Annotated in this window: 19 protein-coding genes and 1 tRNA gene; 8 read left to right on the top strand and 12 right to left on the bottom strand. The window is 66.1% G+C overall.

The features are described from left to right. Positions 1-63: 63 nt before the first annotated feature. The 4 genes from ABE485_RS05885 to ABE485_RS05870 are packed head-to-tail and all read right to left on the bottom strand — an operon-like array spanning position 64 to position 2,236. Positions 64-324 carry a hypothetical protein gene (locus ABE485_RS05885; RefSeq protein ID WP_346514129.1) on the bottom strand — a complete coding sequence of 87 codons (261 nt, stop codon included), beginning with the start codon at positions 322-324 and terminating at the stop codon, positions 64-66. Further along, the gene (locus ABE485_RS05880; RefSeq protein WP_346514128.1) at positions 321-677 is read right to left on the bottom strand and encodes a hypothetical protein; all 357 of its coding nucleotides are present in this window, start codon (positions 675-677) and stop codon (positions 321-323) included. Before ABE485_RS05880 ends, ABE485_RS05885 begins: the two co-directional genes overlap by 4 nt. Then, complete coding sequence (locus ABE485_RS05875; RefSeq protein ID WP_346514127.1) at positions 670-1,413, bottom strand: hypothetical protein; 744 nt, start codon at positions 1,411-1,413, stop codon at positions 670-672. Before ABE485_RS05875 ends, ABE485_RS05880 begins: the two co-directional genes overlap by 8 nt. Then, positions 1,400-2,236: a YdaU family protein gene (locus tag ABE485_RS05870; RefSeq protein WP_346514126.1), complete on the bottom strand. Its 837-nt coding sequence runs from the start codon at positions 2,234-2,236 to the stop codon at positions 1,400-1,402. The genes ABE485_RS05875 and ABE485_RS05870 overlap by 14 nt, the downstream gene beginning before the upstream one ends. A gap of 191 nt (positions 2,237-2,427) precedes the next feature. Here ABE485_RS05870 and ABE485_RS05865 point away from each other — a divergent pair, with 191 nt between their 5' ends. After that, a complete protein-coding gene (locus tag ABE485_RS05865) occupies positions 2,428-3,525 on the top strand; it encodes a S24 family peptidase (protein WP_346514125.1) in 1,098 nt (365 codons plus the stop codon). Between the two features lie 214 nt (positions 3,526-3,739). Here ABE485_RS05865 and ABE485_RS05860 read toward each other — a convergent pair whose 3' ends face one another. The 3 genes from ABE485_RS05860 to ABE485_RS05850 form a co-directional block, all read right to left on the bottom strand. Next, positions 3,740-4,189: a hypothetical protein gene (locus ABE485_RS05860; protein ID WP_346514124.1), complete on the bottom strand. Its 450-nt coding sequence runs from the start codon at positions 4,187-4,189 to the stop codon at positions 3,740-3,742. Positions 4,190-4,337: 148 nt separating this feature from the next. Next, positions 4,338-4,997 carry a hypothetical protein gene (locus tag ABE485_RS05855; RefSeq protein WP_346514123.1) on the bottom strand — a complete coding sequence of 220 codons (660 nt, stop codon included), beginning with the start codon at positions 4,995-4,997 and terminating at the stop codon, positions 4,338-4,340. A gap of 128 nt (positions 4,998-5,125) precedes the next feature. Beyond that, positions 5,126-5,201, bottom strand: a tRNA-His gene (locus ABE485_RS05850). Between the two features lie 236 nt (positions 5,202-5,437). On the opposite strand from ABE485_RS05850, the gene ABE485_RS05845 reads away from it, so the two are divergent. Beyond that, positions 5,438-6,895, top strand: coding sequence for a phospholipase D-like domain-containing protein (locus ABE485_RS05845; protein ID WP_346514121.1), 1,458 nt, complete (start codon positions 5,438-5,440; stop codon positions 6,893-6,895). Positions 6,896-6,912: 17 nt separating this feature from the next. Here ABE485_RS05845 and ABE485_RS05840 read toward each other — a convergent pair whose 3' ends face one another. Then, positions 6,913-7,341: a PaaI family thioesterase gene (locus tag ABE485_RS05840; RefSeq protein WP_346514120.1), complete on the bottom strand. Its 429-nt coding sequence runs from the start codon at positions 7,339-7,341 to the stop codon at positions 6,913-6,915. A gap of 186 nt (positions 7,342-7,527) precedes the next feature. Between ABE485_RS05840 and ABE485_RS05835 the strand changes: the two genes are divergently transcribed. Continuing rightward, on the top strand, positions 7,528-8,400 hold the full coding sequence (locus tag ABE485_RS05835) for an NAD(P)-dependent oxidoreductase (RefSeq protein ID WP_346514119.1): 873 nt from the start codon (positions 7,528-7,530) through the stop codon (positions 8,398-8,400). A 73-nt stretch (positions 8,401-8,473) separates the two neighbouring features. Here the strand turns inward: ABE485_RS05835 and ABE485_RS05830 are convergent, their stop codons facing one another. Then, positions 8,474-9,745, bottom strand: coding sequence for an MFS transporter (locus tag ABE485_RS05830; protein ID WP_346514118.1), 1,272 nt, complete (start codon positions 9,743-9,745; stop codon positions 8,474-8,476). Positions 9,746-10,147: 402 nt separating this feature from the next. Between ABE485_RS05830 and ABE485_RS05825 the strand changes: the two genes are divergently transcribed. Beyond that, a complete protein-coding gene (locus tag ABE485_RS05825) occupies positions 10,148-11,029 on the top strand; it encodes a DMT family transporter (RefSeq protein ID WP_346514360.1) in 882 nt (293 codons plus the stop codon). 87 nt (positions 11,030-11,116) lie between these two features. Here the strand turns inward: ABE485_RS05825 and ABE485_RS05820 are convergent, their stop codons facing one another. Continuing rightward, positions 11,117-11,773: a GntR family transcriptional regulator gene (locus tag ABE485_RS05820; RefSeq protein ID WP_346514117.1), complete on the bottom strand. Its 657-nt coding sequence runs from the start codon at positions 11,771-11,773 to the stop codon at positions 11,117-11,119. 214 nt (positions 11,774-11,987) lie between these two features. On the opposite strand from ABE485_RS05820, the gene ABE485_RS05815 reads away from it, so the two are divergent. From ABE485_RS05815 to ABE485_RS05800, 4 genes are all read left to right on the top strand, one after another. Beyond that, positions 11,988-12,962 carry a Bug family tripartite tricarboxylate transporter substrate binding protein gene (locus ABE485_RS05815; protein ID WP_346514116.1) on the top strand — a complete coding sequence of 325 codons (975 nt, stop codon included), beginning with the start codon at positions 11,988-11,990 and terminating at the stop codon, positions 12,960-12,962. Positions 12,963-12,986: 24 nt separating this feature from the next. Continuing rightward, positions 12,987-14,582, top strand: coding sequence for a gamma-glutamyltransferase (ggt, locus tag ABE485_RS05810; RefSeq protein WP_346514115.1), 1,596 nt, complete (start codon positions 12,987-12,989; stop codon positions 14,580-14,582). A 156-nt stretch (positions 14,583-14,738) separates the two neighbouring features. Next, entirely contained in the window at positions 14,739-16,148 is a 1,410-nt protein-coding gene (locus ABE485_RS05805) for a trypsin-like peptidase domain-containing protein (protein WP_346514113.1), read from the top strand. 130 nt (positions 16,149-16,278) lie between these two features. After that, positions 16,279-16,827, top strand: a complete 549-nt coding sequence (locus tag ABE485_RS05800; RefSeq protein ID WP_346514112.1) for a DUF3455 domain-containing protein — start codon at positions 16,279-16,281, stop codon at positions 16,825-16,827. A gap of 88 nt (positions 16,828-16,915) precedes the next feature. Here the strand turns inward: ABE485_RS05800 and ABE485_RS05795 are convergent, their stop codons facing one another. Both ABE485_RS05795 and ABE485_RS05790 read right to left on the bottom strand, forming a co-directional pair. Further along, positions 16,916-17,506 carry a hypothetical protein gene (locus ABE485_RS05795; protein WP_346514111.1) on the bottom strand — a complete coding sequence of 197 codons (591 nt, stop codon included), beginning with the start codon at positions 17,504-17,506 and terminating at the stop codon, positions 16,916-16,918. A gap of 305 nt (positions 17,507-17,811) precedes the next feature. Beyond that, on the bottom strand, positions 17,812-18,918 hold the full coding sequence (locus ABE485_RS05790; RefSeq protein WP_346514110.1) for a porin: 1,107 nt from the start codon (positions 18,916-18,918) through the stop codon (positions 17,812-17,814). Between the last annotated feature and the right edge of the window lie 234 nt (positions 18,919-19,152).

The raw sequence follows: 19,152 nt of genomic DNA, 5'->3' as shown, positions 1-19,152 counted from the left end.
GTGGCCGAGGCTTCATTTCTTCGAGGCGCAATGCACCGGACCCATTGTGACCGATCGCGTGACCTAAAGGGTGCGGTCTTGTGACGGAACCGTCACACGCCATGCATAGGTCCGTCCATGCCCGCCCTGCGCCGGCTCTTGAATGACCACGCTGCCCGTGTCCTGCAGCGCGTCCATGGCTCGCTGAATGCCCCTCTGCAGGCGCGTCTTTTCCGCTACGGCCAGAGTCCGGCCGTGCGACACATGACGCACCAGCTCCATCAAGCGAAACGACCGGCCGGGATAGCAGGCCATCAGATCCATCACCTCGTGCGCGTACTTCACGCCAGCCTCCTTTCCACCAGGCTGCGAAACAGGCCCAGGTACAGTTTGTATTCGGTTTCGGTCAGGGCCACGCCGGTGGTATCGGCGATCCAGTCCAGCGCCTTCGCGATGCGCTCCCTGGTGTTCAGCTGGCCGAACATCACGTTCTTCTGCGGGTATTCGGCGATGATGATCATCCGCTCGTGCCAGGGCAGCGCGGCGTGCATTGCTTCCACCACCATGGCGTGGTGATGGTTGATGGGCCGGTAGTCGTCCTCTTCGGACAGGTAGACCGCCATGTTCCCCACCGTTTCGCCGGACCAGGTCCACCGCGCCCAGTTCCACATCAGATCGTCGCCCGTCAGCTTATTCATCAGCCACCTCGTCCTGTTTGCCTTGCTTTTCATTGGGCCTGCCGTGAAGGTCGCAGGCCGCCGCCTCGCTTTCACCCTTGGCGCGGCAAAGCATGTCGGCAATGCCCCGGCTCGGATGATCGCCGCGCGCGATGCGCGCTTCCCATTTGTCTATCCAGCTTCGATGCGGAACCCCGCGGTCCCTCAACACCCTTTCCGCGCCCATTTTCTTGAGCGCCGCCTCGGCCTCGGCGCGCGTGGCCAGTGTGCGGCCGGGCGCCGGGAGAGCCGGTCTGGGCTGCGGCACCTCTGGCCATGCCCCCTTCGCCAGCTCCTCGTTCAGCGTCTTCTCCCACCGCGCCTTGATCGCCCCGTACGTGCAGCCCAGCAGATCGACGGTGCTGACGCCCACCGCGGCCCAATACACGGCGGGATGCGACCAGATGCCGGTCTCGCCGCGCCTGCGGGCGGACATGCCGCGCACCGCCTCGTGGTACGCCACTTCGGGAACCGTCCAAGGGCAGCACAGCTTGATGAATTGCGGCAACGTCGGCGGCCATTCCTGCGTCAGGCAGGCGACCAGGCCGCGCCGTACCTGCGCCTCGTCCAGGCCTTCCAGCTTCTGATTCCAGGAATCCTTGAGCTCCCGCGCAGTCAGGCCCTGCCATTGCTGCGCGAACTTGGCGCCGTACATCAGCCACATCTCATTCACCACCAGCGCGCCCAGGGTGGTGGGCTGGATGTCAGTGGGTGGCATCGATCGTTCCCATGAATTTCTCGCGCGGGCGGCCATCGTCGGCCAGCACCTCTCGCAGTTCATCGGTCCAGTCGGCCAGGCGCTTTGCCCTGCTTGGCGCCTGGCTGGCCCGGGCCGGCGCCCGCGGCGGGAAGAGGCCCTGATACCCGCCCGCGATACTGTTCGCAATCACCGCGCCCGGCTGATGGCCTTCGGCCAGATAGGCGGCCAGCTGCTGCAGCTGACGCCGGGCGCCCTCCTGCGTCACCGGCTTTCTGCGGACCTTGCGGTCGGCAACCCAGCTGGCCCAGTCCTCGCGGTCGAGCCAATCCGGAAGCTCGATCGTCGAGGCATCGAATCCTCCCACCCGTTTGCGGGGGCTCGGGGGGTCGTTTCCTGGTTCCTGGTTATTGGTTACTGGTTCTTGGTTGGCTTGTGATCCGGTTTCGCCTGGGGCGTGGCTGGGTTCTTCGTGGGAACCCACGGAGAACCCGCCGGGTTTTTCATGATTGGGGTCATCTCTTCTGGGCCGTCCTCCCCGTCTGCCGTTGGCCTTGGCGGTCTCGGCCTTGAGGTGATAGGCGGCGATCTCCACGTCGGCGCGCTTGTTGCGCCAGTGCCCCTCCCGCAAGACAAAGAACTCGCTCAGGATCTGCGCCGTCGCCTCTTTCTCTTCCTCGGTTCGCGCCCCCACCCACCGGAACACCTGCTGCATGTTGTCGACGATGGGCTGCTCTTCCGCGTAGTACCGGCGCAGCAGACGGCTGTAGATGGCGTCCTCCACCAGGCTCAGATGCATCGTGGCCTGGGCGTAATCGCCGATGTTGTGGCTGTAGTAATTCATGCGTGCTCCAGCATCGCGGCGGCGTGCAATGCGCCTGCCGGGTTTTGAAGTGGCTCCGGAATATGTGTGCAGAACGCGATCGCGTGTTGGGGGTGGCCGATGGACTGGCTGTGTGCTTCCATGCTTAAATCTTAGAATGCTAAGATTTCTTATGCAAGCCATCTAAGAAGATTTTTGTTTAGCATCCTAAGATGACCTTTCAGAAGCGAATCACACAGGCGTTCAACGAGGAGGCGTCCCGCCGGGTGGACGCGGCCGAGCCACGCCTGACCAAGACAGACCTATGGAAGGCTGCAGGCGCCTCTTCCGGCGCGGCGACGCATTGGTTCAATGGGTCGAACGGAATGGATATGGCGACCTGCATCAAGGTCGCCCCGCTCTTGCGTGTCAATGCGCAATGGCTGTATGACGGCGCCGGACCCAAGCTGCCGGGCAGCAATGGATCCGGTACGGCCGTTCCGCTTGCGATACCCCCAGCGCCGTGGCCCTTCCCGAGCATCCCGGAAGCGCAAGTGCGCGCCTTGTCTGCGGACCAGTTGAACAAGCTTCAGGGCGCGCTTGCATTGGCGATCGCGCAATTGAAGCTGGGGATTGATGTCTCTCCTGCGCCTGCCCCGCTCCCGGGTCCGACCGTCTTGCGCAGCGATTCGCTCGTGGACACCTATCTGTCCAGGGACGAGTTCCCGATGCGCATCGAAGGCCTGCCGGCGGCCCCTTGGGATGGCGGCAAGACCACGCACCAGGCCGAGCGCGAACACGGCGCTCGAATCAGCACCCGGACAGGCGTGGTGGCCAACGTCGGCGCGGGAGAACCGCCCGCGGCCAACGACAAGTTCGAGAAGGTCCCCGAACTGGCGGACGTGCGCCTGGCGGCAGGCGAGCCCATCGAGAACCACACCGAAGAGCAGACCGGCATGATCCAGTTCCGCAAGTCGTTCCTGAAGTCCGTGGGAGCCAGCAACGGAAAAGGCCGCGTCGTGTATGCAAAGGGCGACAGCATGGAACCCGTCATCCGCGACGGCGCCGCGCTGCTCGTCGTGCCCAACGAAAGCCTGACCCTGCGCGATATCGCGGCCGGCGGGGTGTATGCCATCAACTACGGCGGCAAGATGATCGTGAAGACGATGGCCAAGGACAGGTTGACCGGGCACTGGGTGGCCCGTTCGTTCAACCCCGTGCACGCTGACATCCCCCTTGAGAACGGCGTGCCGGTGCGGGTACTGGGCCGGGTGGTCTGGGCGGGCGCCCGCCTGCGCGACGATGAAGTCGGGCAGTGGGTGAAATCGTAGGCGTACGAATACCGCAGCCTGACGGCATTGGGTTTCGACAGGCCCCAAACGGCGAGCGCCGCTGCGGCTACACGCTGGACATTAAAAAAGCCACCTTCGGGTGGCTTTTGCGTTGCTTGTCGCCGCGCTGCTGCGGCCTTTGGGGAAAGCCCCATGTCCGATGTGCCAGGACTCGGCTCGGGGCGAGCGGCAGCGTCAAGCAAGCAGATTCCCTTCAGGCGCCGAGCAGAATGCCAAGCCGGCTGTCCCAGGTATCGCCATAGCCTTTTCCGGCCACGGGGACGCGGACCAACGGCCTTTTAAGGTCGTTCGTGGAAAAGTCGAAGTGGACGTTCTTGAATGAAAGCCCGCCATTGCTCGAAACCTCCGTCCATTTCAACTGCCAGCGTCGGATGTATGCAAAGTCCAGCACTTCGCCAGGATCCTTTGCGCCCAAGACCATGCAGATTTTCTGCGCTTGGGGATCGAACGCAATGTAAACCTTCTGGTCCTTGTCGCTGAGAATCAGCTCGCTATCGACACTGTCCACCGGAAAGGACGTGCCCAGCCGTTGATTGTGCTCACGAAACTTCGCCAGCAGGGCTTTGTGCCGTTTCTTCTGGAGATGGACTGCCCAAGCGATCAGGGCGACGATCGTCAGGACGATGGAGATGATGTTGAACATTGCGATGCCTTTCGGTGGCGTACGGAAGCGGTATCGCTATTAACGGCTGGCCGGGCGAGAAATTTAGGGGAGTGGCACGTGCCCGCAGAAACGCAAAAGCCCGCCTGCTTGCGCTGGCGGGCTTCGGTCCGGTGATCGATTGCTCTTCCTATCGTCGGGTCACAACTTGAATGTTGGCCGGACTTGATCCCCATGTATAGCCGCATCGTGCCCAAAACATGGTCGTAGCGCCATTTGCGCTTTTCACATCGACGGGAATATTCACTGACAAAGACATCTCGCCGTCCTCGCGCATCACGATAGTCGAGTGCTTTGATATGTCGAGCTTCCCTTTCGGGAAGGGAAGCTTATGCGCCGTGCTCTGGAGCCTTTCCAGGCAATCTGCGGTCGCCCTGCTTTCATCCCACGGCGAATCCTGGGCGCTCAAGACGACGATACGACTGCGAATCTCGCGCTCGCTGAAGGAGAGACGCGCACCATTCAAACAACTCACGAAGACGTCGACGTCGTTCACGGATCCATCCGCGCGATTTTTTATCTCGGCAGATTCGGCAATATCGCACTTCCCGCTTTCCAAGGCCAAGACCGCCGCATCGATTCGAAGCCGATTGACCTCGGCAATCCGCGACCTGTAATTCTGATAGGCCTGCGGTGAAAAGTCAGGCGAATACGGAGTGGTGACGCCGCCCGCCATCTTATCGAGAGGCTGTGATTCGGCTGCGTGCACGGAACCGAAGGAACCTAGCACGCCAAGAACCACCACGAGAACTGCCTTCATGCTTTCTCCAAATAGTTCGATGTCGTCCATGCCCGAAGTGGCAATCAGCCACGGAGCAGCCCCGCTCCAACGTTTGCGATTTCGTTCTAATTTATGTATCGCGCAATGAAAAAAGGCACTTCGCTTTCGCGCAAGTGCCTGTTTTCATACAAATTCTTTGGGGTGGCTGATGGGGCTCGAACCCACGACAACCGGAATCACAATCCGGGACTCTACCAACTGAGCTACAGCCACCTCTGGTACTGCTTTGAAACCTACGAGTTTGAATCGAAATTCAACCTTTCGGTTTTTTCGCTGCTGGCGTCTTTGAAACGGGTTTCAAAAGAAGCTCAACAACGAAGAGGCCGAATTCTAGCACGTTTTTTAAAAGATGCGAAAGCACCCCCGTTGCGCCCGGTCTTGCCAGGGGCGGCAGCCTTGCTATCCTTGCGCTTGGCTCATCAATGGAGGCCGCGTCTCAAGCCACCGACATGGATCGCATACACGCATTCTTGATTGATTATTGGCCCCATATCGCCTTTGCCATCAGCATCGTGGCGGGCACCGGCGCGGCGGTGCATGCCGCGATGACCAAGCAGGATGTGCGGGCGGCCATAGGCTGGGTGGGGGTGGCGATGTTCTCGCCGATCCTTGGCGCGCTGTTCTATTTCGTGGCCGGGATCAACCGAATCCGCAAGACGCGGGTGTCGCAGCAGCGCGACGAGGCCATGCTGGTGGACGCGGAACAGGTTGCGACCGCGCCGGTGGACGTGGCGCCGATATCCGGCGAGCAGTTTGCGTCGCTCAAGGTGCTGGGCGACCGCGTCAGCCGCTTCCAGCTCTTGGGCGGCAACGAAGTGCGGCCGCTGGCGGGTGGCGACGAGACCTATCCGGCGATGCTGCAGGCCATTCGCGAGGCGCGCCACACGGTGGCGATGCAAAGCTACATCTTCGACAACGATCCGATCGGCCGCGAGATGGCGCAGGCCCTGATCGAGGCGCGGGCGCGCGGCGTGGAAGTGCGGGTGCTGATCGACGCGGTGGGCTCCAAGTATTCCCGGCCTCCGATTGTTCGCATGCTGGCGCGCGCGGGCGTGCCGGTGGCGCGCTTCATGACGAATCCGATGGGCGTGCTGCGCATGCCCTATGCGAACCTGCGCAGCCACCGCAAGGTGCTGGTGGTGGACGGGCGCGTGGGCTTCACGGGCGGGATGAACGTGCGGGCGGCGTTTGTCAGCGCGCTGTCGGGCAACGACACCAACCACGACACGCATTTCCGGGTGGAAGGCCCGATCGTGACGCAGCTGATGTCGGTGTTTGCGCACGACTGGAACTTCACCACGCACGAATCGCTGCCGGCCAAGCCCTGGTTCGATCCGGACGCCCTGCCCCCGACGGGACGGGTGCCGATGCGCTGCGTGCCGTCCGGCCCCGATCGGGCGCTGGGCAGCACGCACAACATGCTGCTGGGCGCGCTGGCGGTGGCGCGGCATCACGTGCGCATCCAGTCGCCCTACTTCCTGCCCGACCAGACGCTGATCGGAGCGCTGGCGACCGCCGCGCGCCGGGGCATCATCGTGGACATCGTGATCCCGGGCAAGAACAACCTGCGGTTGGTGGATTACGCCATGACGGCGCAGCTGGACCAGGTGGTGCGCACGGGCTGCCGGGTGTGGCGCTCCCGGGGCGCGTTCGACCATTCCAAGCTGATGACGGTGGACGACGCCTGGACGTATGCCGGGTCGTCCAACCTGGATCCGCGCAGCCTGCGGCTGAACTTCGAGCTGGACACCGAGATCTATGACCCGACGGTTGCGCGCTGGATCGGCGCGCGCATCGACGGTCTGATCGCCGGCGCCCGCCGCGAAACGCTCGAAGACCTGCTGCGCGCGCCATTCCCCAAGCGCCTGCGCAACAAGGTGATCTGGCTGGCTACGCCGTATCTGTAGCCGCCACCTATTGCGGACTAACCGTCCGATGCGGGCACCGCGGCCTGGCGCACGGCGAATACCGCGCTGGCCTTGAGCATGGCGCGCCCGTCCACCTGCAGACGGCAGGTGGCATAGATCAGCCGCTTGCCCTGTTTGTCGATTTGCACGTGGGCCTCGAGCCAGTCGCCAGGGTTGACGGCGTTGAGGTATTCCACGGACATCTGCGCCGTGACGACGGAAACGCGCGCCTGCTCGGAGATTACGAAGCCCAACGCGCTGTCGGCAAAGGTGGCCAGGAAGCCACCGTGCGCCATGCCGTGCATATTGCCATGGGCCGGGTTGACGCGTAGCGCCAGCACATTGTCGGCCTCCCGGCGGTAGAACGCGCCCAGGTCGGTCAGATGGCGCATGAACTGGCTGCTGGGATACCAGGGCGTAAAACCGGCGGGGATGGAGTCTGTCATGGCTGCCGCTGCAAGAGTTCCGTGGAAGATCCGGCTAAGTATTCCAGACCCGTGCGCGCCGGCATAGCGCGGTGATCGGCGCGCGGACAAATCCCGGCCTCTGCGGTCGGCGCCAGGCCACCGGGCCGGATTCCGGGGTTAAGATTTACGCCACAACAAACACCCACATGGCAGGAGCAGTTGAAGATGGCGAAAGTCGGCATGGTTGGTATCGGCCTCATGGGCCTCGGCATTGCAAGCAACCTGGTCAAGCATGGACACGCGCTGACCGTGCTTGAGCACCCGGGCAACCAGCCCCTGGATGCGCTGAAGGCCGCCGGCGCGACCAGCGTGGACAGCGGCGCGGCGCTGGCCGCCCAGTCCGATGTGATCATTCTTTGCGTGACGGGCAGCCCGCAGGTCGAGGCCGTGCTGCTGTCGGCCGGCGGCGTGCTGGAAGGCCTGCGTCCCGGCACGGTCGTCATCGACTGCTCGACCGCCATCCCCTCTTCCACCGTCAAGGTCGCGCAGGCGGTGACCGACAGCGGCGGCCGCTTCCTGGACGCGCCGATGACGCGCACGCCCAAGGAAGCCGCCGAAGGCCGGCTGAACCTGCTGGTGGGCGGCGACGCGGCCCTGTTCGAGGAATGCAAGCCGCTGCTGGCCTGCTTTGCCGAGAACATCACGCACGCCGGTCCGATCGGCGCCGGGCACCGCATGAAGCTGCTGCACAACTACGTGTCGCTCGGCGTGGTGGCGCTGCTGTCGGAGGCCGCGGCCTGCGCGCTGCGTTCCGATATCGATCCGGCCGTGTTTGCCGAGGTGCTGTCCAAGGGCGGCGGCGGCGGCGTGGCGCTGGAGCGCATCAAGCCGTACCTGCTGGAACAGGATCCTTCGTCGCTGCGCTTCTTCATGTCGAACGCGCAGAAGGATCTGTCCTACTACAACACCATGGCCGCCGAAACCGGCGCGGTGCGCGAGATCGGGGCGGCGGTGCAGCACACGTTCGACCAGGCCGTCACGCAGGGCGGCGGCGACCGCTACGTGCCCGAGCTGGTGTCGCTGCTGAAGGACCGCTAGGCGGCGCCTTTGCACCACCAGCCAGGCCTGGCGCCCGCTTTCTCAGGGCGTCAGGCCTGCGCCGCAAGGGGGGTTATCGCCCCCCGGCCGTGACCACGCGCGGCGCGCGCAAGACGCCGCGCGGCGGTAGCCGCAGCGAAATCAGCGCGGCCATCAGCAGCAGCGCGCCGGCCGATCCGAACGCCACCCAGTGCGTGCCGAAGGTCTCGAAGGCCCAGCCTCCCAGCCAGGAACTGATCATGCCCCCGATCTGGTGGCCCAGGTAGGTCAGCCCGTACAGCACGCCGACCAGGCGGATGCCGTACACGTCGGCCAGGATCGCCGACGACAGCGCGATGCTGCCGGCCCAGACGATGCCGCCGATGGTGGCGGCCAGATACAGTTCCCAGTGCGCGCCCACCATGACCAGCGCGAAGAAGCCCAGGCCGCGCACCAGGTAGATGGCGGCAAGGATGTTGCGGCGTTCGACCTGGTCGGACATGCGGCCCAGCACCAGCGTGCTGAAGATGGCGACCAGGCCGATGAGGCCGATGCCCAGCGAACTGGTGGTGGCGTCAAAGCCGTGGTCCATCAGCATGGGCATGCCGTGCGTGCCCAGCAGGTTCATGCTGAAGCCACAGGCGAACAGGCCCAGCGCGACCTGCCAGAAGGGCAAGGTGCGCAGGGCCTCGCCCAGCCCGGGCGCGGGCGTCTTGGCGGCCGGCTTGGCGGCGGCGGATTTTTCGACGATCTGGTGGGGCAGCAGGTCGGTGTGCTCGGGCGCTTCGTCGCGCATCACGAAGAGGGCGACGGGCACGGTCAGCACCGCGAACAGCGCGGCAAAGCCCAGCAGTGTTTCCTGCCAGCCCACCGCCGAGATCGCGAAGGTGAGCGTGGGCGTCATCAGCGCGATGCCGGCCATCGAGCCGGTGGACAGGAAGAACAGCGCCATGCCGCGCTGGCGCGTGAACCAGCGGCTGATGACGGGGGTCAGCGCGACAGGACTGGTGAAGGCCAGCCCGATGGACAGCGCCACGCCGAAGGAAAGCAGGAATTCCAGCGGGCCGCGCGCGAAGACGGTCCAGATGGAGGAGGCCACGACGATCGCGGTGCCCGTCAGGAGCACGAAGCGCGTGCCGCGCGTGCTGACCAGATAGCCCGCCAGCGGCATGCCCAGGCCATAGCACAGCATGCCGATCGCCACGATGCCCGACAGCAGGCTGCGCGAAAACCCCAGGCCGTCCGCCATGGGCAGGAAGAACGGCCCGATGCCCATGCGCAGTCCGACCGTCAGCAGGGTGAGTACCGTGGCGGCGCCGACGATGTTCCAGCCGAAGTACCAGCCGCCCGACTCTTGCTTGTCCAATCTCTTCTCCTCTGTATCTTCTTATGGCCGCTTGCGCGCCAGGACTCGAAGACACCGCGGGGGAAGCACGGAGCTGCGCTCCGCTATCGACAGGGGTGGGAAGGGCCAGGCGTGGATCGGCTTGCATGCGCCGGCGATTCAGCCGCCGGACGCGTCATATTACTCCCGGCTATATGCTGGTTTGGGGCAAGCCCTTCAAATCCTGTCCGGTGAACGGCCACGCACCCAGGTCGGTCCAGCCCCCTGCCCCGACTTCGCGCCCCTCGGGATCGGGGTCGGTGAAGTACGCTTCGCCGGCGCCAGGCCGCCCGCCGCGCCACGCCATGGCCATATCGCTCATAATTCGCCGCATTCCCCGATCAGCATTCAACAAGCAAGCAAGCCGTGGATTCCAAGACATCGATGTTCGCCCTGTCCCGCCAGGAAATCGCCCTGGTGCTGGTCACCATGCTATGGGGAAGCACGTTCCTCATCATCCATATCGCCATGCAGCATAGCGGCCCGCTGTTCTTCGTGGGCGTGCGGTTCACCATCGCCGGCCTGATGGCGCTGCTGCTGTTTCGCAAGCACATGGCGGGACTGACCCGATACGAAATGGGAGCGGGCATCGCCATCGGCAGCGCGCTGTTCCTGGGCTACTACCTGCAGACCCATGGCCTGCGCACCATCACCAGCAGCCAGTCTGCCTTCATCACTGCCCTGTACGTGCCTGTCGTGCCGCTGCTGCAATGGGCGCTGCTGAAACGCCCGCCGGGGTTGATGAGCTGGGTCGGCGTCGGGCTGGCGTTTACGGGCCTGATCCTGCTCGCCGGGCCGGAGGCCGGCATGCCCAGCTTCAGCCCGGGCGAGGTCGCCACCCTGGCGGGCGCGGTGGCGATTGCCGCCGAGATCATCCTGATCGGGCTGTTTGCGCGCAAGGTGGACAGCCGCCGCGTGACGTTCGTGCAGTTGCTGACGGCGGGGCTGCTGTCGTTTGCGCTGATGCCGGTGCTGGGCGAGGCGGTTCCGGCCTTCTCATGGCTGTGGGCAGGGGCCGCGATCGGATTGGGGCTGGCCAGCGCCATCATCCAGCTGACGATGAACTGGGCGCAGAAGTCGGTATCGCCCACGCGCGCCACGGTTATCTATGCGGGCGAGCCAGTCTGGGGCGGGATCGTCGGGCGCCTGGCGGGGGATCGGCTGCCGGCGCTGGCGCTGGTCGGGGCCGGGTTGATCGTGGCCGGGGTGATTGCCAGCGAGGCGAAGTTCAAGCGCAGGAAGAAGCCGCAGTTGAGCGGTGTCTGACACCCTCGGTACGCTGCCGCAGGGGCGAGGTCAGCGCTGTCCGGTGTCAGACACCGGGTGGAAGCCGCCTCGCTCAGGCCGCCTCGCTCAGGCAGCCTGCTCCAGGAACGCCTGCAGGGCAGGCACCGTGTTCAGCACATGCTGGCGCATCGCCGCCTCGCAGCGCGCCGCGTCGCCGGTCTTGAGCGCGTCGATCAGTTCCTGGTGCGACTCGCGCACCCGCAGCACGCGGCCCGGCTGGGCCGCCCACAGGCGCATGTAGGGTTCGACGACGGAATGCAGTTCCGAGATCTGGCTCAGCAGGCGGGGCTGCCGGCAGAAGCTGCACAGGTATTCGTGGAATTCACGGTGCGCCGTGGTCCAGTCCAGGTCTTCGCTGGCGCCCTGGTCCAGCTGCTCGAGCATGTTGGATAGCCGGCGGATGTGTTCGGGCCCCATGTTGAGCACCGCGTTGCGTGTGGCCAGGCCTTCGAGCACCGAACGCATTTCAAAGACTTCCAGCATTTCCTGCTGGTTCAGGCCGCGCACCACGGCGCCGCGGTTGGCGCGAATTTCGACCAGGCCTTCGGACGCCAGCCGGCGCAGCGCGCCGCGCACCGGCATGCGGCTGGTGCCGATTTCGGCGGCGACCACGTCGGGCACCAGGCGCTGGCCGGGCGCGTAGCGGCCCAGCCGGATCTCGCGCTGCAGGTGCAGGTACGCCTCGTCTTCGGCGCTGATGGCTGTCTTTTGAAATTGCAGCACTTACGTCCCCAGGCTTGGAAAGCCGCCATGATAGATAACCGCAAAAATAACACAAACTGGATCCAATGATCCATGGATGCAAATCCTAATATCGCCGGAAAGCCAGCTTGCGTCTAATCCAGTCCGGGACGCGGCTGCCACGCCGCTCCGGCCGGAACGGGCAACAGACCCGCCCGGCGCACACGCTTTTCCATTACGCGATCAAGGGGATTCCATGAAATTTCGTCTCATCCGGGCGCTGGCAGGCGCCGCCGCGATGGCCTTTGCAGCCCAGGCCGGCGCGCAAGCCACGGACTGGCCGCAACATCCGGTGCGCATCGTCGTGCCCTTCCAGGCGGGTTCCGCCACGGACCTGATCTCGCGCCAGCTCGGCGCGGCGCTGTCGGCCGAACTGGGCCAGCCCTTCGTCATCGAGGCCCGCCCCGGTGCCGCCGCCGCGATCGGCAGCGCATCGGTCGCCCGGTCGGCGCCCGACGGCTACACGCTGCTGATGGGTGGCCCGGCCGCGGTCGTCACCAACCGCTTCCTGCAAAAGCGCCTGGCCTACGATCCGGACGCCTTCGAACTGGTGTCGATGGTGGCCTACACGCCCAACATCCTGCTGGCCAATCCGTCGCAGCCCTTCAAGACCCTGCCTGAAATGGTGGCCTATGCGCGCGCCAACCCGGGCAAGCTGACCTATGCCTCGTTCGGCACGGGCACGACGTCCCACATGGCGGGCGAAATGCTCAAGTCCATCGCCAAGATCGACATCCTGCACGTGCCCTACAAGGGCGCCGGCGAAGCCATTCCCGCGCTGCTGAGCGGCCAGGTGTCGATGTACTTCGACACCATCATGACCGGCCTGCCCCAGGCCAAGAGCGGCGCGCTGCTGGCGCTGGGCATGTCGAATTCGCAGCGTTCGGCGCTGGCGCCGGACATTCCCACGATCGCGGAACAGGGCTATGCCGGCTACGACATCGCGCCGTGGTATGGCCTGGTCGCCCCCGAAGGCACGCCCGCCCCGATCCTGGACAAGCTCAACAAAGCCGTCAACAAAGTGCTGGCCGACCCCGCATTGCGCGGTAAGCTCGCCGAAGCCGGCGCCGAGCCGCGTGGCGGCAGCCGCGAGGAATTCGCCGCCTTCATCAAGGCCGAGATTCCGCGCACCAAGCAGCTGATCGACCAGGCCGGCATCACCCCGCAGTAATTTCCCTTACGAGTTCCAGCATCCATGTCCTCCCCCTTCGATTGGTCTTTTCCGTACGCTTCCCGAAAAATGCCGGTCCTGGCCGCCAATGCGGTCGCGACCAGCCAGCCGCTGGCTGCGCAGGCGGGACTGCGCATGCTGCTGGCCGGTGGCAATGCCGTTGACAGCGCCATTGCCACCGCGATTGCCCTGACCGTCGTCGAGCCCGTGATGAACGGGATCGGCGGCGACATGTTCGCCCTGATCTGGCACGACGGCCAACTTCATGGCCTGAATTCCAGCGGCTGCGCGCCGGCCGCCTGGACGCCCGAATACTTCAACGGCCGCGACGCCATGCCCGGCACCGGCTGGGGCACTGTCACCGTGCCCGGCCAGGTCGCCGGCTGGAAAGCCTTGTCGGACCGCTTCGGCAAGCTGCCCTTCGCCAAGCTGTTCGAGCCCGCCATCGCGTATGCCGAAGACGGCTTCGCGGTGTCGCCCACCATCGCACGCCAATGGGCCAACCAGGCGCCCAAGCTGGCGGCCGAGCCCGGCTTTGCCGACGCGTTCCTGCCCCAGGGCCGCGCGCCGCAGGCCGGCGAATGGTGGCGTTTCCCGGACCAGGCCAGGACCCTGCGCGAGATCGCCGAAACCGGCGGCGAAAGCTTCTACCGCGGCGAACTGGCCCGCAAGATCACCGACTTCGCCAGCCAGACGGGCGGCGCGCTCAGCGCCGTCGACCTGGCCGAACACCAGGCGGAATGGGTCAAGCCCATTTCCCAATCCTTCCGCGACTACGAGCTGCACGAGATCCCGCCGAACGGCCAGGGCATCTCGGCGCTGATGGCGCTGGGCATGCTCGAACAGTTCGACCTGGAAGGCATGGGCCGCGACAGCGCCGACTACTACCACGTCAGCATCGAAGCGATGAAGCTGGCCTTCGCGGACCTGCATCATCACGTGGCGGACCCGCGCCACATGCGCACCGACGCGCGCGCCCTGCTCGACCGCGCCTACCTGGCCGAACGCGCCCGCCTCATTTCCATGGACCGCGCCAGCGTTCCCACGGCAGGCACGCCCGCGACCGGCGGCACCGTCTACCTGACCGCGGCCGACGCCGGCGGCACCATGGTGTCCTTCATCCAGTCCAACTACCACGGCTTCGGCTCCGGCGTCGTCGTGCCGGGCACCGGCATCAGCCTGCACAACCGCGGCCTGAACTTCGTGCTCAAGCCCGGGCACGCCAACCAGGTCGCGCCGCGCAAGAAACCGATGCACACCATCATTCCCGCGTTCGTCACGCGCGGCGGCCAGCCCGTCATGTCGTTCGGCGTCATGGGCGGCTCCATGCAGGCGCAAGGCCATCTGCAGATGGTGACGCGCCTGGCCGCGTTCGGCCAGAACCCGCAGGCCATGAGCGACGCGCCGCGCTTCCGCGTGGAGAACGGCCCGGTGGTCAACGTGGAATCGCACCTGCCGGCCGACGTGGTCGACACGCTGCGCGCACGCGGCCACAACGTGGCGGTGGCGCCCGTGGACAGCCTGGAGTTCGGCTCCGCGCAACTGATCTGCCGCCTGCCGCAGGGCGGGTACGTGGCGGCATCCGACTCGCGTCGCGACGGCCAGGCCGTCGGCTTCTGACGCGAAACGGGGCATGCCGGACTTCCCGCGGAAGTTCGGCGAAAATCCGTGACCGCCCGGCGCGCCACGCGCGCCGGCTGCAAGCCGCCCAGCGCGCCGTCACACGCCTGCAGCGACGCCCGCCGATACTGCCGCGTCGCCGCAAGAAGGACCGAAATGCCCCATCTGGCCTCGCCGCCTCCCGGAATACGCCGCAACACCGATCGCGCCGCCGCGCGGATCCTGCGGCTTTTACGCACCTCCCTTGCCGCCGTCGCCTGCGCCTTGCCGCTGGCTGCGGCGCCCCTGCCCGGCCTGGCCGCCCTGCCCCTGGCCGTCGACGGCCAGCCCCTGCCCTCATTGGCGCCCATGCTCGAGCGCGTGACGCCCGCCGTCGTCAATATCTCGTCGCAGGCGGACCCGCGACAGGGACCGGCGGCCGGCTTGGCGCAGCCGCCGGACAAGCTCCGGCAGAACGTCGGGTCCGGCGTCATCGTGGATGCGGCCCAGGGCAACATCCTGACCAACCATCATGTCGTGCGCGGCGCCTCTTCCATCCGCGTGTCCCTGCAGGACGGGCGCGCCTTCAACGCGACCGTCGTGGGCAGCGACCCCGACACGGATCTGGCCGTGCTGCGCATTCCCGCGCAGAACCTGCAGGCGCTGTCGCCGTCGGACTCCAGCGACCTGCGCGTGGGCGATTTCGTCGTCGCGATCGGCGACCCCTACGGCCTGGGCCAGTCCGCCTCGTCCGGCATCGTGTCCGCGCTGGACCGTTCCAGCCTGCGCGCCGCCGGCTACCAGAACTTCATCCAGACCGACGCCTCCATCAACCCCGGCAACTCGGGCGGCGCGCTCGTGAACCTGAACGGCGAGCTGGTCGGCATCAACACCATGATCTACACGCCGTCGGGCGGCAACGTGGGCATCGGCTTTGCCATCCCGTCCAATCTTGCGGGCGAGGTCATGCGGCAGCTCCTGCAGCATGGTCAGGTGCAGCGCGGCGGGCTGGGCCTGGACACGGTGGACATCACGCCGCGCAATGCACGCCAGCTTGGCGTGGCGCCTGGGTCCACGGGCGTCGCGGTGGCGCGCGTGGCGGACGGGTCCCCCGCGCAGCAGGCGGGCATCCAGGCCCGCGACCAGATCCTGTCCATCGACGGCAAGGCGATCGGCTCCAGCGCGCAGTTGCGCAACGCAGAAGGCCTGCTGCCCGTGGGCCGGCAGGTGCGGCTGGGCCTGTCGCGCGCTGGCGCCAGGTCGGAAGTCCTGCTGCGCATCGAACCGGAACGCAACGAACGCCTGCACGGCGGCTCGCTGGATGCGCGCCTGAATGGCGTCGAGTTCTCCGAGGTGGGCCGCGCGCAGCGCCTGCAGGGCAATGACGGCGCGACCGTCAGCGGCACCTTTCCCGAACGCGGTCCGGTGGCTGCGCGCCTGCAGCGCGGCGACATCGTCATCGGGGTGAACCAGCGGCCCGTCAGCAAGCTGGCCGACCTGCGCGACCTGCTGGCCGGCGCGGGTGCGCAGCCCCTGGTGCTGACCCTGCTGCGCGGCCGGGCCGCCTACACGCTGCAGGTGAATTGAAGCGGCCCTGCGCGGGATTCGTGGCAGAATGGCCCGAGCCCGGCGGCAGGCGCCGGCCTTCAGGCGCTTGCGCCAACGCGATGTTCCATTGCCCATCGCCGGCATGCCCGGCCCGCAGGAAGGAGCTCGAATGAACCGTCTCACGATACGCAAGCGTTCCGCGCTGCAAGGCCTGCTGCTGGCCGCCGGCTTGACCGCGGCCACGGCCGGCGCAGCCGCGCAGGACAAGATCCCGCAGATCATGCAGGTGCCCGCCGACAACGGCGTTGCGTGGCAGGCCCCATCCGAAGGCGTCGTCACATACGAATGCCGCATGACACGGACGGACGGCACCCGGCCCGCCTGGGTGATCGCGGGCGCAAGCGCCACGCTGGGCGCCGGCAATTCTGGCACGACCGGCACGTACAAGAGCCCGCCCGAAACCTGGCGGGCTGCCGATGGGTCGACATTGACGGGGATGGAAACCGTGCGCGCCTATTCGGGCCCGGACCGCCTGTACGACCAGCTCGTGCTGGCCAATCCGTCTTCGGGTGTGGGCGTGCTGACCGGCGTGACCTACATCCAGCGCATCGTGCGGGCGGGCGGCGGCGTGCCCCAGACCACCTGCGACGCCGCCGGCGTGGGCCGTAAAGAGCAGGTCAAATACCAGGCCGACTACGTGTTCTGGAAGCCGAACTGAAGTTCTGGCATTGCTTCGTGCGGGCCGTGGCCGGCGCTGGTTTCCAGGTGATCACCAAGGCAAACGTTGGCTTGGCATCGGGCAGGCGTCAGGGCGCCGACATGGCCTGCTTCAGTTCCTTGACCAGCCCCGGATGCCTGGCCTTTTCCTGGTTCAGGGTATAGGCGGACAGAGTCACCACCTTCTTGCCCGACGCCGCGAACAGGGCCGTCAGCTCGGCCGGCCGGCCGGACAGCCTGCTGGCCGCGTCCAGCTGAAAAACGCCGATATTGCCGACCTTGAAGGCGCCATCCCCCGTCTTCTTGAACGTGGGCACGGCTTCCTGCTGCTGCGACTGGAAGCCCGCGGCCATGGCCCCCAGCGTGAATGCGTCGTCGTCGCCCACCGCGACTTCCAGGGGAACGTCGATCACGATGATCGCCTGCATGGCGGCGCGGTTCAGGAAGATCTTGCCCGTGACCTCGGGCGCGGCGGGGTCCGAGGGAAATTCGGTTTCAAAGAACCCCGCCGGAATGACGACCTGCAGCTTGCCGTCCAGCACCGCCAGCGTTTGCGGCGGCAGGGGCGCGGCCGCGGTGTCCTGCGGCGCCCCGTTGGGGTCCTGCACCGCCGCCGGGGCATCCTGGGCAAGCGCCGGCGCACAGGCAGCGCCGATGGCCAGTGCCAACGCCAATGACATTCCCGCGAGCCGTCCGTTGTGCGTGTGCATATTTGTTCAGTGAAAAGGCGGAGCTTTCAATACTACAACGCCACCACCGCGCCATCGGGCGGCGACAGTTCAAAAGGCAAGGCCCGCGCAGCGCCTGCGCGGGCCTTTCAGTTTGCCATGATCGGAGTTCGGGTGAGCGGACTGGGAGTGGAGCTAGGGAGGTGGCCGCTTTTTTCTCGTCTGTGGCCGGGTAAGACGCCCAATCCGCTCAGTGCAACCGCGGTGCAGGGTGCGGGCGGCGCGCACGCGGCGCGCCGCCCGTTCACGCCAGGCGCTTAGAAGCGATGACGGATGCCCACCAGGCCCACGGTGCTCTTCACGCCGTCGATGAAGGCGTAGTCGGTGGCGTACGAAGCCAGCGCGTACAGGTTGGTGCGCTTGGACAGGTTGTACGTGTAGCCCAGGCTGTACACGTTCATGGCCGAGTCGCCGCCGGTCAGCGCGTCGCTGTCCGGATCAGCACGTTGCCACGAAGCCAGGATGCTGCTGGCGCCCAGCGGCACGGTCAGGCCGACCATGTACGAGTTGGCCTTGAAGTCGTCCACGGCCACGTTCGTGCCGAAGCCCTTGGCGGTGGGGCTGCCGCTGCCGAAGGCGTTGACGCCCTGGCCGGTGAACCAGCCGTCGCGAGTCTGGCCGAAGGCCAGCGCCAGCTTCAGGACTTCAAAGTCGTACGCGCCGCCGATGCTCCACGACTTCGGCGTGGCGTCGGTGCCCAGCTGGCTGGCCGGGTTCAGCTGGTCATACGTCAGGGCCACGTTCAGCGGGCCGTTCACGTAGCGCACGCCGGCGGTAATGCCGCGGGTGTTCTCGGCGGTGCGGAAGCCCGTCTGGGCCGTGGTCGTGTCGGCGACGTTGAACGAATAACCGATGCCAGCCTGGAAGCCGCCGAACGACGGGGTCGAGTACTGGACCATGTTGTCGTAGCGGACGGTGTTGGCGGCGCTGAAGGCCACGCCGACGTTCGCCTGGCCGTAGCTGGCGGCGAACGGATCGATCGCGCCGATGTACTTGGACGCGATGTTGGTCTGGCGGCCGAATTCCAGCAGGCCCCACGAGCTGCTCTTCAGGCCGACGGTGGCTTGGCGGCCGAACAGGCGGCTGCTCTGGCCCGACGTGCCGTTGGCCGAGTTGAAGCCGCTTTCCAGCGTGAAGACCGCGCTCAGGCCATCGCCCAGGTCTTCAGCGCCACGCAGGCCCCAGCGCGAGCCGCTGGAGACGCCGTTGGTCATGCCGACCTTCGACTCATGGTAGTTGTCGCCCTTGACGCGCTGGTAGCCGATGCCGGTGTCGATCAGGCCGTACAGCGTCACCGAGGTTTCCGCCTGCGCCGTGCCGGACAGCGCGGCGAAGATGGCGGTGACGAACAAAGTCTTTTTCATTACAGATTCCCATTGATTGAACAGACATGCGCATCTGGCGTGGCCCGCAACGCTAGCGGCGCACCGATGCACTCGGCGCATGGCAGGAACGGATTCTAGGGATGCAATGTGTCAGTTTTTGAGACACAAGCTCAATCATGTCAGCCAGGGAAAATTAGGGTCGGTTTGTGGCGCGTGGCCGACACCCTGGGGTAAACACGGTACGCCGGCAGGCCTGTCATGGGGGTGTGCTAT

Source organism: Achromobacter spanius, assembly GCF_039673305.1.
Taxonomy (GTDB): domain Bacteria; phylum Pseudomonadota; class Gammaproteobacteria; order Burkholderiales; family Burkholderiaceae_B; genus Achromobacter; species Achromobacter spanius_F.
The sequence above is the reverse complement of the archived record's forward strand: the minus strand, read 5'-3'. Positions and strand labels throughout refer to the sequence as shown.